Origin of the sequence: Streptomyces sp. NPDC093065, from assembly GCF_044754585.1 — a bacterium.
In the GTDB taxonomy this organism is placed as follows: domain Bacteria; phylum Actinomycetota; class Actinomycetes; order Streptomycetales; family Streptomycetaceae; genus Streptomyces.
In genome coordinates, this window is sequence record NZ_JBIVPJ010000002.1 from 400,622 (window position 1) to 413,951 (window position 13,330).

The 13,330-nt window shown below is 71.6% G+C and carries 11 protein-coding genes; 4 read left to right on the top strand and 7 right to left on the bottom strand.

Features of this window, described 5'->3' with window-relative positions:
- Positions 1 to 8 precede the first annotated feature (8 nt).
- The 7 genes from ACIQFU_RS04720 to ACIQFU_RS04750 all read right to left on the bottom strand — a co-directional run bounded on the left by ACIQFU_RS04720 (position 9) and on the right by ACIQFU_RS04750 (position 8,187).
- Positions 9 to 2,195, bottom strand: a complete 2,187-nt coding sequence (locus ACIQFU_RS04720) for a glycoside hydrolase domain-containing protein (RefSeq protein ID WP_159323948.1) — start codon at positions 2,193 to 2,195, stop codon at positions 9 to 11.
- An 85-nt stretch (positions 2,196 to 2,280) separates the two neighbouring features.
- On the bottom strand, positions 2,281 to 3,615 hold the full coding sequence (locus ACIQFU_RS04725; RefSeq protein WP_402548949.1) for a protein kinase: 1,335 nt from the start codon (positions 3,613 to 3,615) through the stop codon (positions 2,281 to 2,283).
- The gene (locus ACIQFU_RS04730) at positions 3,612 to 4,352 is read right to left on the bottom strand and encodes an FHA domain-containing protein (protein ID WP_159323950.1); all 741 of its coding nucleotides are present in this window, start codon (positions 4,350 to 4,352) and stop codon (positions 3,612 to 3,614) included. The genes ACIQFU_RS04725 and ACIQFU_RS04730 overlap by 4 nt, the downstream gene beginning before the upstream one ends.
- A gap of 202 nt (positions 4,353 to 4,554) precedes the next feature.
- Positions 4,555 to 5,025 carry a hypothetical protein gene (locus tag ACIQFU_RS04735; RefSeq protein ID WP_159323951.1) on the bottom strand — a complete coding sequence of 157 codons (471 nt, stop codon included), beginning with the start codon at positions 5,023 to 5,025 and terminating at the stop codon, positions 4,555 to 4,557.
- A 100-nt stretch (positions 5,026 to 5,125) separates the two neighbouring features.
- Positions 5,126 to 6,721 carry a serine/threonine protein kinase gene (locus ACIQFU_RS04740; protein WP_402548951.1) on the bottom strand — a complete coding sequence of 532 codons (1,596 nt, stop codon included), beginning with the start codon at positions 6,719 to 6,721 and terminating at the stop codon, positions 5,126 to 5,128.
- Positions 6,718 to 7,464 carry an FHA domain-containing protein gene (locus tag ACIQFU_RS04745; protein WP_189737975.1) on the bottom strand — a complete coding sequence of 249 codons (747 nt, stop codon included), beginning with the start codon at positions 7,462 to 7,464 and terminating at the stop codon, positions 6,718 to 6,720. The genes ACIQFU_RS04740 and ACIQFU_RS04745 overlap by 4 nt, the downstream gene beginning before the upstream one ends.
- 141 nt (positions 7,465 to 7,605) lie before the next feature.
- Positions 7,606 to 8,187, bottom strand: a complete 582-nt coding sequence (locus ACIQFU_RS04750; RefSeq protein ID WP_402548953.1) for a hypothetical protein — start codon at positions 8,185 to 8,187, stop codon at positions 7,606 to 7,608.
- A gap of 296 nt (positions 8,188 to 8,483) precedes the next feature.
- Here ACIQFU_RS04750 and ACIQFU_RS04755 point away from each other — a divergent pair, with 296 nt between their 5' ends.
- From ACIQFU_RS04755 to ACIQFU_RS04770, 4 genes are all read left to right on the top strand, one after another.
- The gene (locus ACIQFU_RS04755) at positions 8,484 to 9,338 is read left to right on the top strand and encodes a bifunctional methylenetetrahydrofolate dehydrogenase/methenyltetrahydrofolate cyclohydrolase (protein ID WP_402548955.1); all 855 of its coding nucleotides are present in this window, start codon (positions 8,484 to 8,486) and stop codon (positions 9,336 to 9,338) included.
- Between the two features lie 277 nt (positions 9,339 to 9,615).
- Positions 9,616 to 10,053 (top strand): DUF3017 domain-containing protein, encoded by a 438-nt coding sequence (locus ACIQFU_RS04760; RefSeq protein ID WP_402549251.1) that lies wholly within the window; start codon positions 9,616 to 9,618, stop codon positions 10,051 to 10,053.
- Positions 10,054 to 10,465: 412 nt separating this feature from the next.
- Positions 10,466 to 11,806, top strand: coding sequence for a DUF2690 domain-containing protein (locus ACIQFU_RS04765; RefSeq protein WP_402548957.1), 1,341 nt, complete (start codon positions 10,466 to 10,468; stop codon positions 11,804 to 11,806).
- 346 nt (positions 11,807 to 12,152) lie between these two features.
- Positions 12,153 to 13,142 carry a malate dehydrogenase gene (locus ACIQFU_RS04770; RefSeq protein ID WP_402548959.1) on the top strand — a complete coding sequence of 330 codons (990 nt, stop codon included), beginning with the start codon at positions 12,153 to 12,155 and terminating at the stop codon, positions 13,140 to 13,142.
- The last annotated feature ends 188 nt before the right edge of the window (positions 13,143 to 13,330 follow it).

A 13,330-nucleotide genomic window follows, 5' to 3' on the forward strand; every position in this document is an offset into this window, starting at 1 on the left:
GAAGCCCTTCAGCTCGTCCGGATCGTCCCGTTGTACTGCTCCAGAACCTGGTACAGGCCGATCAGCTCGCGCCCGTACTTCTCCGCTCCGTCGCCCGTGCCGTTGTAGCGGGCGAGGATGGCCTGCGAGTCGCTGTCGCTCGTGTTGAGGCCGGGGCGCGCGACGCCGATCTCGGCCGCGTCCCAGAGGGTGACGTAGGCGGCGGTGGTGATGTTGTAGATCGGGTCTTCGTGCAGGCGGGTCCACACGGAGGCCATGTCCGCGTCGGTGAGGCGGGAGCCGTTGATGATGCCCTGGTCGATGCAGTAGTTACGGGCCTTGATGGCCGTCGCGGCGAAGATCTGCCCCCAGCCCGTGCTGGAGTCGTCCCGGTCGCCGTCCTTGACCGCGTCGTCGGCGAACTTGTCCAAGGGGTTCCACTTGCGCAGTTCCCACAGGACGGGAGCCTGCACCAGAGCCTTGCGCACGCGCAGCACCCTGGCGAGGTCGGTGAACAGCGGGTCCATCCTGATGACGGAATCGAACGCCTCGGTGGTCGAGATACCGCCGATGGTGGCCCAGTCGTCGTCGTTCCATTCGTCGCCGCCGGTCTCGGGAACCCCGATCGACACCAGATAGTCCTGGACGTCCTTCAGGGCGGCGTCGTGGTAGGAGTCGTCGAAGTCGGTGTCGAGGCCGGTGGGGTCCAGCGGCGGGTCGAAGGAGTCCTGGCCCTCGTCGCGGCCGGAGACGATGTCGACATCGATCTCGATCCTGCCATCACCGGAGCCGACCCACTTGGTGACGATCTGGTCAAAGGCCCAGTTGCTCGGCAGGGGGTAGCCGAGGTTTCCGGAGAACCCGCTGGACATGTCGGACACGAAGCTGGTGACGGCGTACCCCTGGTTGTGAACCCGCTGGCACACGTTGCGAGGTCCGTAGATGCCGACGTTGTAGCTGGAGTTCTCGCCGATCGCCCGGAAGACGCCCTTGAAGTGGGGGATGATGTACTCGGTGACCTCCCAGTCGACGGCGTCGTAGTCGACGGCGAAGTAGATGGTGGTGCCGTTCTTGAAGCCGTAGAACTTCGCCCAGTCGATGGCCGCGAGCGCGGCGTGTACGCCGGCACCGTAATAGAAGTCGTCCACGGAGCGGTTCCACGTCTGGTAGATCGGGAAACAGCGCAGGCCGTTGAAGACGATGGTGTCCAGTTCGCCGCTCTGGATCTGCTTCTCCGGCAGGGAGCTTCCTCCCGGGGTGAGGTAGCGGCCGACGATCGTGATGCCCTCTGCCTTGAGGGTCGCGGCGCGGGCGTTGGTGATCCTGGTGACCCCGTCGCATGCGCCGCCCTTGCGGTCCTGGTCGCCGTAGGAGACCAGGAGCGAGGCCCAGGTCCGCACGTCCGCCTTCCCGGTCTCCTCCAGCGCCGCGAACCTCTGGAAGGACCGGACGGCCGTGGCCAGAGTGCTCTCGAAGGCCGTGGTGAAGGCGTCGAAACGCTGATTGAACATCATGGCGGCGGAGAAGAGCCGCACCCAGTTCCCCACCGCTCCGACGGACAGGACGTGCTCGGCCAGCCCGGCTTCGGTCTGGTTGCCGAACCAACCGTCCGCGACGCCGTCGGCCATGCCGATCTCGTACTGGACGGCGTAGACCATGGACTTGGCGACGTCGCGCGAGAAGTGACCGTCGCACGGCATGACGAAGAAGTCCCTGCGCCCGATGTACCGGCCGTTGAGCCACTGCTGGATCTCACGGACCGTGTCCGACCCGTTGTTCACCACCACGTAGGCGTCCATGGTCAGCAGGGCCTTGAAGACCTTGGGCACCAGGTCCGAGCCGGGGAAGGCGGCGGTGACGCCCATCCGGCGCTTCATGAGGGCGACCGCCGCCTCGGTGCGTTCGTCGTAGACCCCGTTGATCCCGCTCCCGTCGTAGCCCTTGGCGTAGAGCGCCGACTGGATGATCATGGTGACGTTGGCGGGGGTGTCGCGGAAGCCGATGCTCGGCCAGGTCGCCTCCAGGGTGGACAGGGTCGTCGGGCCGAAGTTGTTCGACAGATCGGTGATGCCGAGTTCGTACTGGAGGGCGCGGGTCAGGGCATACATCAGCTGCCAGCCGGTCTTGCCGTCCTCCTCGACCTTCATGCCGATCTTGTTCTCGCCATAGACGGTGTTCACGAATCTCTGTGCGCTGCGGACCATCTCGTCTGCCACGTGACCGCCCTTTCCAGAGGGGTAGGGGGTCCACCGTGGCGGGGATCCGAGTGTGGGGGTACCTCCAAAGTTGCAGGGCGCAGGGTCAGAGACGCTGGGTGCGCAACGCCCGCCAGGTGGCCGGACCCACGATCCCGTCCGCGTCCAGACCCGCGCGTTCCTGGAAGATCAGGACCGCACTCCGGGTCTTCGGGCCGAAGTCGCCGTCCACCTCGCCCACCTCCGTGATCCCATGGAGGTGGCGGAGCAGGCACTGCAACTCCCTTACCTGGCTGCCGCCGTCGCCCCGCTTGATGGTGAAGTCCCAGGTGCCGCTGTGGCCCGCCATGTAGCCGCGGCCGTCGGTGTTCTCGTACACCACGGGCTTCTCGCAGGTGGGAGGCGCCGCGGCGGCGGGGGCCGACTCCCACGGGGCGGTGTAGACCAGACTCGCCGCCCCGAGGATCCCTGCCGCGAGCGCCGCCGCCAGGGTCGGGCGGCGCCACCGTCGGGGCCGGAGCCTCGGGAGCCGGGACGACGGGGAGGCGCCCGCCGCCTCCTCCACCCGGCGCAGTAACGCGGCGGTGCCGATGGTGCGCTCGGCGTGGGTCGGGGCCAGGCAGTCCCGCAGGATGTCCCGCCATGCGTCGGGCAGGCCGGGGGACAGGCGCAGTTCCTCACGGCCGCGGGCGTAGCGCATCGCCGCGTCGGAGCGTGCTTCGGAGGTGCTGCCGGGCAGCGGGAAGGCGCCGGTCAGGACGACGTGCGCGAGGACGCCGAAGGCCCACACGTCGGCCGACGGGCGGATGCGGGTGCCGCGCTCGTCGACCTCGGGCCACAGCAGTTCGGGCGGGGTGTAGTCCGGGGTGGCGAAGGCCGGTGTGTAGGCGTGGGTGCCCTCCAGCTCGGCGGCCATGTTGAAGTCGGCGAGGCGGGCCGAACCGTCCGTCATCAGCAGCACGTTGGCCGGTTTCAGGTCGCCGTGCACCCAGCCCGCGTGGTGCAACTGGTGCAGGCCCTCGCAGATCTGGGCGAGGAGGGCGGGCCCGTACTCCGGGACCGGCGTCCGGGCCAGTACGGCGTCCAGGGAACCTTCGGCCCGCTCCAGGACGAGGACGGTCGCGCCGTCCAGCTCGGGACGGTCCGGATCGTCGACCGTCAGTGTGTCGTACATCCGGATCAGACGCGGGGAGCGGAGCCGCCGCAGCAGGTGCACCTCGCGTTCCGCCAGGTCGCGCAGGTGGTGCAGCTGGCGCGGGGTGCGGGTGCCGGTGGGCAGGAACTTCAGCGCCGCCCGGCGCGGCAGTTCGTCACCGTCGACGGTGCGAAGGGCCGCGTCGTAGACCGTGGCGAACGCGCCGGAGGCGACCGGCTCGCGCACCTCCCACGGCCCGACCCGGTATCCCTTCGGCACCGGGACCGCGTACGGCCGCCCGGTCACCGCTTCGCCCCGCTGGTGACCGGCGCGAGCACCACCAGGTCGTCCTCGCGGACGAGGTCGAAGCGGAGGGCCAGGGAGGCCAGGGACTCCTTCTTGCCGTGGGTGCGCCGGCCCGGCTCGGCGGTGTCCGGGCCCGGTCTCAACCGTAGTTTGACGGCGAGGTAGTCGATGTTCCAGTACACGGCGGAGCGGCTGACCTTGGGCCAGCTGGGTCGCAGCCGCTCCACGATCTCCTCGACCGCGGGCAGCGGCGCCCGGGGCTCGCCGCGCAGGCGGCGCTCGCACAGGGCGGCCAGCACCGCGAAGTACCGTTTGGTGCGGTCCAGAGCGAACGCCGGTACGGTGCCGGTCCCTTCCAGACCCCGGCGCTCGACGCTGCGGAAGGCGTGCCGCGGTGCCCAGACGTCGAAGCTGAGCAGGTCCCCGGCCGCGGGCAGGGTCACGCGCGACAGTTCGAACGGCACGGGTGCCTCCACGCGGCCCGGCGCGACCTTGATGTGCTCGCCGGCCCCCTCCGGGTTCTCCACCACGTAGGTCTGGTCCTCGCTGAGATTGCTCAGCAGCCAGAAGGTCCGGTGTGCCGCGATCTCCCCGGCGACCCGCGGCACTCCCGCGTGTGCGATGGCGAGTCCGCCGCTGGATTCCGCCCGGCCGAACTCGATGCGCTCTCCGGTGCCGATCCTCAGTTGTTCGGCGACGCTGCCGCACGACGGCGGCACGACGATGACGCTGTACATGGAGTCGTCCCCCTCCCCCGATTCCCCTCGGGGTCAACTTTCCCCAGTCCAACAAGGGGCAGCGTACGGGGAGCGGGTGAGGGTCTCCTAAGTATTCGGACGGCTCGGCGGGTCGGTGACGTCGGGACCGCGAAACGGCGGCCACCGGTTCCCTCCGCGAAGGAGACCGGTGGCCGCCGGACAGGTGACCCGGACGAGCGGATCAGCAGGGGCGCAGCGACCAGATCGGGTCCCAGGTCGCCGTGCCCGCGTCGTAGGCCCTCGACGTCCAGCGGACGCTGCCGTCCTTGTTGAAGAACTTGGCGACCGTGCCCGGCGTCTGGTTGTTGGTGAACGGTCCGTCGCCGGTCCAGTTGGTGAGGTTCCACGTCTGGCACTTGTAGAAGTCGAACTTCGTGCCCTTGACGATCATGCACAGGTGGCCGTAGTCGCAGGCCAGGTCCCGAGCGCCCAGGGTCTTGGGCGCGTCCGTCACGGTCAGGCCCCGGTACTCGACCGCGTCCGCGGTCACGCGCAGCGGCTTCGGGCTGTCGGCCAGCACCTGTTCGGCCTTCTGCTGGAGGCCGGTGACCCGGGTGCCGTCCGGGTCGTCGGCGGCCGTGGCCGCGACCGTGGAGCCGGCGGCGAGGGCCGTGGCCGCGACGAGGAGTGCTGCGGGCTTGATGAGGTTCATCCTTGTTCCCCCGTGAACGTCGGTGTGTCGTCCCGCCGAAGCGGTGTGCTCACACCGTGCCCCCGGACGGCCGCGGGGCGGAACCTCGCAACTCCCAGGGTCACTTCCCGCCGGAAGGCGTGTACTCCTTGAGGTGGTGAGCGACGCGGTCGGCGTAGTCGCGGTACTTCGGGGGAACACCGCCCGCGTCGTTCACCTTCCGGTACGACGTCCGGTACGCGACCGCGACCAGCACACCGCGGTCGCCCCGCAGGCCGGCGTCGAGGCGGGGCGCGATCCAGCACAGGTAACGGCCCATCGCCGGAATGGACTCGGCGGGCGGGAACGGCGGCTGGGGCACGGTCTCACCCGGTGTCCCGTCCTCGTTCATCCACCAGCGCAGCACGCTCGGCGTCCAGCGGGCGATGCCGTACTCGTCCTTGGCCGGGTCGGCGAGGTCCGGGTCGAAGTCGCTCTCGACCTTCAGCATGGCCGCGATCAGGGCCGGGCTGACCTCCTCGTGGCCGCAGTCGTGCGCCGTCTCCACGATCAGCAGGCGGTAGGCGGGCGGTACGTCCCGGTCGGTGCGCAGTTCGGCCGCGCCGTAGGAGGCGGCGGCCACGCTCGCGGTGCCGCCGGGGCGCGGGCCGGCGCCGGGGTCCCGGCCGTCGTCAACCCAGCGGGCGATGCCGTATCCGAGTGCGGCGAGGGTGACGAGCGCCGCGGCCGCGGCGGCCGGGACCCCGCGCCGGCGGCGCGCGCGGGGCAGCCGGAGCGAGAGCCTCGCCGTGCCACTCGCGGCGCCCGCCGCGCCCGTCACCCGGCGCAGCAGCGCGTCGGTGCCGATCCGGTCGCCGTGCGTACGGGTCAGGCACGCCCGCACGATCTCCCGCCACGGCGCGGGCAGTTCGGGGGACAGGCGCAGCTCGTGGGTGCCGCGGGCGTAGGCGACGGCCGCGTCGCGGCGGGCCGTCGCGGTGCCGCCGGGCAGCGGGAAGGAACCCGTGAGCACCAGGTGGGCCAGGACGCCGAAGGCCCACACGTCGGCGGAGGGACGGATCCGGCGGCCCCGTTCGCCGATCTCGGACCACAGCAGTTCGGGCGGGGTGTAGTCGGGGGTGGCGAAGGCGGGCGTGTACGCGTGGGTGCCCTCCAGCTCCGCGGCCATGTTGAAGTCGGCGAGCCGCACCGAACCGTCCGCCATCAGCAGCACGTTGGCCGGTTTCAGGTCGCCGTGCACCCAGCCCGCCCGGTGCAGTTGCTGCAGGCCCTCGCAGACCTGCGCGAGCAGCGCGGGCCCGGCCGGCGGGCGGGGCTCGGCGGCCAGCAGGGCGGCCAGCGAGCCCTCGGCCCGCTCCAGGACGAGGACGGTGGCGCCGTCGAGCCGGGGGTGGCCGGGGTCGTCGACGGTGAGGGTCTCGTACATCCGGATCAGCCGGGGCCGCCGCAGCCGGCGCAGCAACTCGACCTCGCGCTCGACCAAGTCCCGCAGGTGGGACAACTGCCGCGGGGTGCCGGTGCCGGTGGGCAGGAACTTCAGCGCGACGGTGTCCGGCAGACCCCTGCCGCCACCACCCACGCCCACGGTGTCCTCCGTGCCGCCGGTGTGCCGCGCCGCGTACACGCTGCCGAAGGCGCCGGTCGCGAGCGGCTCGCGCACCTCCCAGGCGCCCACCCGGTACCCCCTGGGCACCGGGACGGCGTACGGCTCGGTCATCGCAGCGCCCGGCCGGACGGTGCCGCCAGGACCACCAGGTCGTCCTCGCGTACCAGGTCGAAGCGTAGCGCCAGTGAGACCAGCGACTCCTTCTTGCCGTTCAGCCGTGGACCCGGCTCGGCGGTCTCCGGGCCCGGCTTCAGCCGCAGCTTCACGGCGAGGTAGTCGATGTTCCACTGCACCGACGTACGCGAGGCGGCCGGCCAGGACGGGCGGAGCCGCTCGACGACCTGGTCCATGGTCGGCAGTGGTGCGTGCGGCGCCCCGCGCAGCCTCGGCTCGCACAGCGCGGCCAGCACCGCGAAGTACCGCTTGGTGCGGTCCACGGAGAAGGCCGGGGCGGTCGGCTCGCCGTCGGTGCCGTCCTCGCCGCGCAGATAGTCGTGGCGCGGCGCCCACACCTCGACCGGGAGCAGGTCACCGGCGGCGGGTAGCACGATCCGCGAGAACTCGAACGGCACCGGTGCGTCGAGGCGCCCCGGCGCCACCTTGATGTGCTCGCCCGCGCCCTCCGGGTTCTCCACCACGTAGGTCTGGTGGGCGCAGAGGTTGCTCAGGGTCCAGAAGGTGCCGTGCGCCGCGATCTCACCCGCTCTGCGGGACACCCCGTCGTGCCCGATCCGCAGCCCGTCCTCGGGCACGGACCGTCCGAAGACGAGTCTTTCGCCGGGTGCGAGCCGGTACTGGGTGCGGGCGGGTTCGTCCTCCGTGGTCGGCGGAGGTACCACGATGATGCTGTACAAGGTGCGTCTCCCCGTGCCTGACGGCTACCCGGGCCAGACTAGGGCGACGCACCAGGGCCGTGCCCCCCTCGTAAGGGTGAGACACGGCCCTGCGTGGTGATTGGCGCGAACTGTTCCGTCGCCGGTACTCGGACCCGGTCCTCAGTAGCGGGGACGCTTGTACCAGGCCGATCCGTTCGCGTTGCCGACAAACACGGCGACCAGGATGGCGAGCACCGTGTGGACCAGGCCCACGACGATGAACGGGTACAGGCCGAGGATCGCGGTGATGATGGCGAAGACCATGGTCGCTATGCGGATGCCGTTGCCGCCCTTGCCGACCTTGATCGCCATGACGAGCGCGAGTACGCCCCACACCAGCGCGAACACCGCGAGGCCCCAGAGCCTGCCGGAGGAGTAGTCGGCCAGCTGCTGGAAGGTGGCGTCGTCCTTCAGCGCGTCGTCGTTCTTCGCGGCGTCCACGCCCGCGGCGCTGATGGCGAAGAGGATCACGCCGACGACCTGGAGGCCGAAAATGATCCACAGCATGACGCGGGCCGCGCTGACCGTGCCGGGCATCGAGGTCGGGGCGCCCGGGTGGCCGTAGCCGCCCGGCACCGGGGGAGCCTGCGGGTACCCGTAACCGGGCTGGCCCTGCTGCGGCTGCTGCTGGGGGTAGCCGTAGTTCGGCTGCTGGCCGCCCTGCGGCGGGCCGTAGGGGTTGTTCGGATCGCCGAAACTCATGGCGGGTCTTCCTCCGTCGCTGTCAAGTGCGGGGACGACGCGCGGCCCGACTAGGAGGAGATTCTTCGTAAGCGGTTCGTCCCCCCGGTACGGCCCCGCGGCACTGTGCTGCCCAATCGTTCTTGACCGAACTCTTACTTGTCCAGCCCGTCCGCAATGCGTTGTGCAAGTGCAACACCACCGATCATGAACGGACAGGGCCGGACCTGTCCCAGGGCGTCCCGAAAGGTTCCCGCCCGGTGCCCGCATGCCGACCTGATTGGAACCGGGGGCCGGTCATCCGCGAGGATGGGGGCATGACCGCCCAGATTCTCGATGGCAAGGCCACCGCAGCCGCGATCAAGTCCGAACTGACCGCCCGCGTGGCGGCGCTGAAGGAGAGGGGTGTCACACCCGGTCTCGGCACCGTCCTGGTCGGCGACGACCCGGGCAGCCAGAAGTACGTCGCCGGCAAGCACCGCGACTGCGCCCAGGTCGGCATCGCCTCCATCCAGCGCGAGCTGCCGGCCACGGCGACGCAGGAGGAGATCGAGGCGGTCGTCCGCGAGCTGAACGAGGACCCGGCCTGCACCGGTTACATCGTCCAGCTCCCGCTGCCCCGGGGCATCGACGAGAACCGCATCCTCGAACTGATGGACCCGGACAAGGACGCGGACGGCCTGCACCCGATGAACCTGGGCCGCCTCGTGCTGAACGAGCCGGCGCCGCTGCCCTGCACCCCCAACGGCATCCTCACCCTCCTGCGCCGCTACGGCGTCGAGATCAAGGGCGCCGAGGTCGTGGTCGTCGGCCGTGGCGTCACCATCGGCCGCCCGATGCCGCTGCTGCTCACCCGGCGCAGCGAGAACGCCACCGTGACCCAGTGCCACACCGGCACCCGGGACCTGGCAGCTCACCTCAGGCGCGCGGACATCGTCATCGCCGCGGCCGGCTCCCCGCACCTGGTCCGCCCCGAGGACGTCAAGCCGGGCGCGGCCGTGCTCGACGTCGGCGTCTCCCGCAACGCCGAGGGCAAGATCATGGGCGACGTCCACCCCGGCGTGGCCGAGGTGGCCGCCTGGATCTCCCCGAACCCGGGCGGCGTCGGCCCCATGACGCGGGCCCAGCTGCTCGTCAACGTGGTGGAGGCGGCGGAGCGCAGTGCCCGCTGAGGACGCCAACTCCCCCGAGCGGCCGGGCGGTGCGGGGGCCACGGAGGAAGCGGGGCCCGCACGGACCCCGCGAAAGCCGGGCACCTCGGTCAAGTCCGGTAGTACCCCGGAGGCCTCCAAGACCTCGGGGAACGCCGGTACCCCGGACGGCTTGACGACCTCGGAGACCGCCGCCGACCCGGAGGCGCCCAAGGCCTCGGAGACCGCGGGCGAGCCCGCGGCCACGAAGACCTCCGCGCACCCGGGAAGCTCGGCGAGCGCCGGACATCCGGACGGCATCACCGTCCGCGACCCCGTCAGCGCGCCCGACTCCAAGGGACGGCCGCGCCGTATCACGCGCCGGTTCCCCCTCTTCACCCGCGACACCGCCCGCCCCGAGGGCGGCGGCCGGGCCGCCGCCCGGGACGCCCCGGCGCCCGCCCGTCAGTGGCCGGTGCTCGCGGTGGTGCTGCTGGTCGGACTCGGCCTGCTGCTGACCGCACTGGACGTGTTCCGCTGGGGGACGCTGCTGATCGGCGCCGCGCTGCTGGCGGGCGCCGCACTGCGCTGGGTGGTGCCCGACGTCGGCATGCTCGCCGTGCGCTCCCGCTTCACGGACATCACGACCTACGGCATCCTCGGCCTCTCCATCGTCCTGCTGGCGCTGATGGCCCAGCCGAAGCCGGTGCTGGAGATCCCGTTCCTCAAGGACACCCTGCACTTCACGGTCAGCTAGCGCGGCTTCCCGGTGCGACGGCCCGTCCTTCACCCCCGTGGAAGGACGGGCCGTCGCCGGGAACAACCCTCCTGCACGGAGAACGCCCTGTTCAACGCCTGTCAGGGCGCTGTGGCACGGAAGTGACCGTTCCGCTACTCCGCAACGCGGCTCGTTCCCGGGGGTTCCGTGCGGAGCGGTGCGACGCCGGTGGGACACTGGACCACGGGTCGGTGGGCGTGCGACTGTGCACGCTTGCGGCCTCTGTGCTCCTGTGCGCCCCCACCCCGGGAACTGAGATCCTGACCGGGCGCATCCCTGTGGGTAGCCAGAACCAGGTACCGCGCGCAGGACGCCGTGCGCGGGGACCAGCGGGGGAACGACCAGCACGTCACCGGGGGAAGAGGGGGAAGCAGTGCCTCGTTGGAAGGCCTTGCCGGATGAACTCGATCCGCAGATCAGGGAGTTCACCAGCCAGCTGCGTCGGCTCGTGGACCGCAGCGAGTTGAGCGTCGCCTCGGTGGCCGACGCCACGGGCTACAGCAAGACGTCCTGGGAGCGCTATCTGAACGGCCGTCTCCTGGCGCCCAAGGGTGCCATCGTGGCCCTGGCCGAGGTGACGGGGACCAATCCGATCCACCTGACCACCATGTGGGAGCTGGCCGAGCGCGCCTGGAGCCGCTCGGAGATGCGCCACGACATGACCATGGAGGCCATCCGGATCTCCCAGGCGCGCGCCGCGCTCGGTGAACTGGGCACGCCCGCCGCCAAGTCGGGCACCTCCGGTGCCAAGTCGGGCAACGGCGACGGGAGCGGCGGCAGGAACGGCAGGGGGAGCCGGGCCGGCCGCCACGGCGGCGGCTCCTCGGCCGCACCCGGGGTCGCCGGGCCGGCCGGTGTGTCGCCCACGCTGCCCCCGACGGTCCCGGCACAGCCGACCGCCGCCGACAGTCCCGACTCCGCCCTCGGCCCGGTCCGGGGCGGCGGTGGCCCCGGTCCCTCCTCCGCCCCGTCCCCCGGCGGCGCGACCGACGGAAACTCGTGGGGGCTCGCCGGCTACCGGGGGCCCGCGCCGACCGGTGACCGCGCGGCCCGCGCCCGGACCGGCGCCGGAGAGACGGCGAGGCCGGCCGGGCCCGAGGAGACGAGCGTGCTCGGCCCGTCCGTCGGCCCCGCGGGCGCCTACGGCGAACCTCCGCACGGCGGCCTCCCCGCGGGCATCTACGGCGAACCTCCGCACGGCGGCGGCCCCCGTGCGTCCGGCCGCCCCCCGGGCGGCGGCAACAAGCGGATGACGACGCTCGTCGCGGGCGTCGTCGGTGTACTCGTGGTGATCGCGGGCAGCTTCTTCCTCCTGAACGGCGGAGGTGGCAAGAAGGACGAGGGCGCCAAACCCTCCCCGTCACCCACCGTGAGCAGCAAGCCGAAGCTGCCGCCGGGCGTGAAGTGCAGCGGCGACGCCTGCACCGGTAAGGACCCGGAGGCCATGGGCTGCGGCGGGGACCTGGTGACCACCGGCGCCACCGCCGTCGTCGGCACGGCCGCCGTCGAGGTGCGGTACAGCAAGGTCTGCGGCGCCGCGTGGGCCCGCGTCACCCAGGCCGCACAGGGCGACGAGGTCCAGGTCAACGCCGGCGGTGCGAACGAGCAGCGGGCGGCGGTCGCCGACGCCGGGGCCACCGCCGCGTACACCACGATGGTCGCCGTGGGCTCCGCGGCCGACGCGACCGCGTGCGCGACGCTGGCATCGGGCACGCAGGGCTGCACGAAGTAGGGGCGTCAGGGGGCGCGCGAGCGGGCGTATCAAGAAACTTCGTCCGCGACAGGCATGTCCCGCGGAGCCACGGGCACGCGAGAAGTACCCCCACGGGAGTCCGGCAACGGTATCCCCGAGCGGCGGTCGCCTTCGTCCCCCCTCTCCCGGACAGGCGGCCGCCTCTTTTTCGTATGCGTTCCCCGCCCCGTCCCGGCCGTCCTGTGGGCCGGGCCACACGGACCCGGACGTGCCGGACACCACGGGCGCGATAGCCTGACGGCTGGATGGATCTCTTGATACCAAGAGATCGATCAAACGCCCGGGGCCGGGACGCCCCACCGCCAGCTGTCATACGGAGAACGCCATGACTCGCACTCCCGTGAACGTCACCGTCACCGGCGCGGCCGGCCAGATCGGTTACGCCCTGCTCTTCCGCATCGCCTCCGGCCAGCTGCTCGGCGCGGACGTGCCGGTCAAGCTGCGCCTCCTGGAGATCACTCCGGCGCTCAAGGCCGCCGAGGGCACCGCGATGGAGCTGGACGACTGCGCGTTCCCGCTCCTCCAGGGCATCGAGATCACCGACGACCCGAACGTGGCCTTCGACGGCGCCAACGTCGCCCTCCTCGTCGGCGCCCGCCCCCGCACCAAGGGCATGGAGCGCGGCGACCTCCTGGAGGCCAACGGCGGCATCTTCAAGCCGCAGGGCAAGGCCATCAACGACCACGCCGCGGACGACGTCAAGGTCCTCGTCGTCGGCAACCCGGCCAACACCAACGCCCTGATCGCCCAGGCCGCCGCCCCGGACGTACCGGCCGAGCGCTTCACCGCGATGACCCGCCTCGACCACAACCGCGCGCTGACCCAGCTCGCGAAGAAGACCGGCTCGACGGTCGCCGACATCAAGCGCCTGACCATCTGGGGCAACCACTCCGCCACCCAGTACCCCGACATCTTCCACGCCACCGTCGCCGGCAAGAACGCCGCCGAGGTCGTGGGCGACGAGAAGTGGCTCGCCGAGGACTTCATCCCGACCGTCGCCAAGCGCGGCGCCGCCATCATCGAGGCCCGCGGCGCCTCCTCGGCCGCCTCCGCCGCCAACGCCGCCATCGACCACGTGTACACGTGGGTCAACGGCACCGCCGAGGGTGACTGGACCTCCATGGGCATCCCGTCGGACGGCTCCTACGGCGTCCCGGAGGGGATCATCTCGTCCTTCCCGGTGACCACGAAGGACGGCTCGTACGAGATCGTCCAGGGCCTGGAGATCAACGAGTTCTCCCGCGCCCGCATCGACGCCTCCGTCAAGGAGCTGTCGGAGGAGCGCGAGGCGGTCCGCGGTCTCGGCCTCATCTGACACGCAGCACAGGGCGGTGCGGCGCGTCACACGCCGCACCGCACCAGGACACCGCCGGCTCACCCGATCGGGTAACCGGCCGGTGCACCGGTCCCCGGTTCCGCCACGGCGGCCCGGGGACCGTCCCGTTTCCCCGGGCCCCGCTGTTGACGTTCCGGACCCGCCGGCCCCGCGGCTCCCCTATGCTG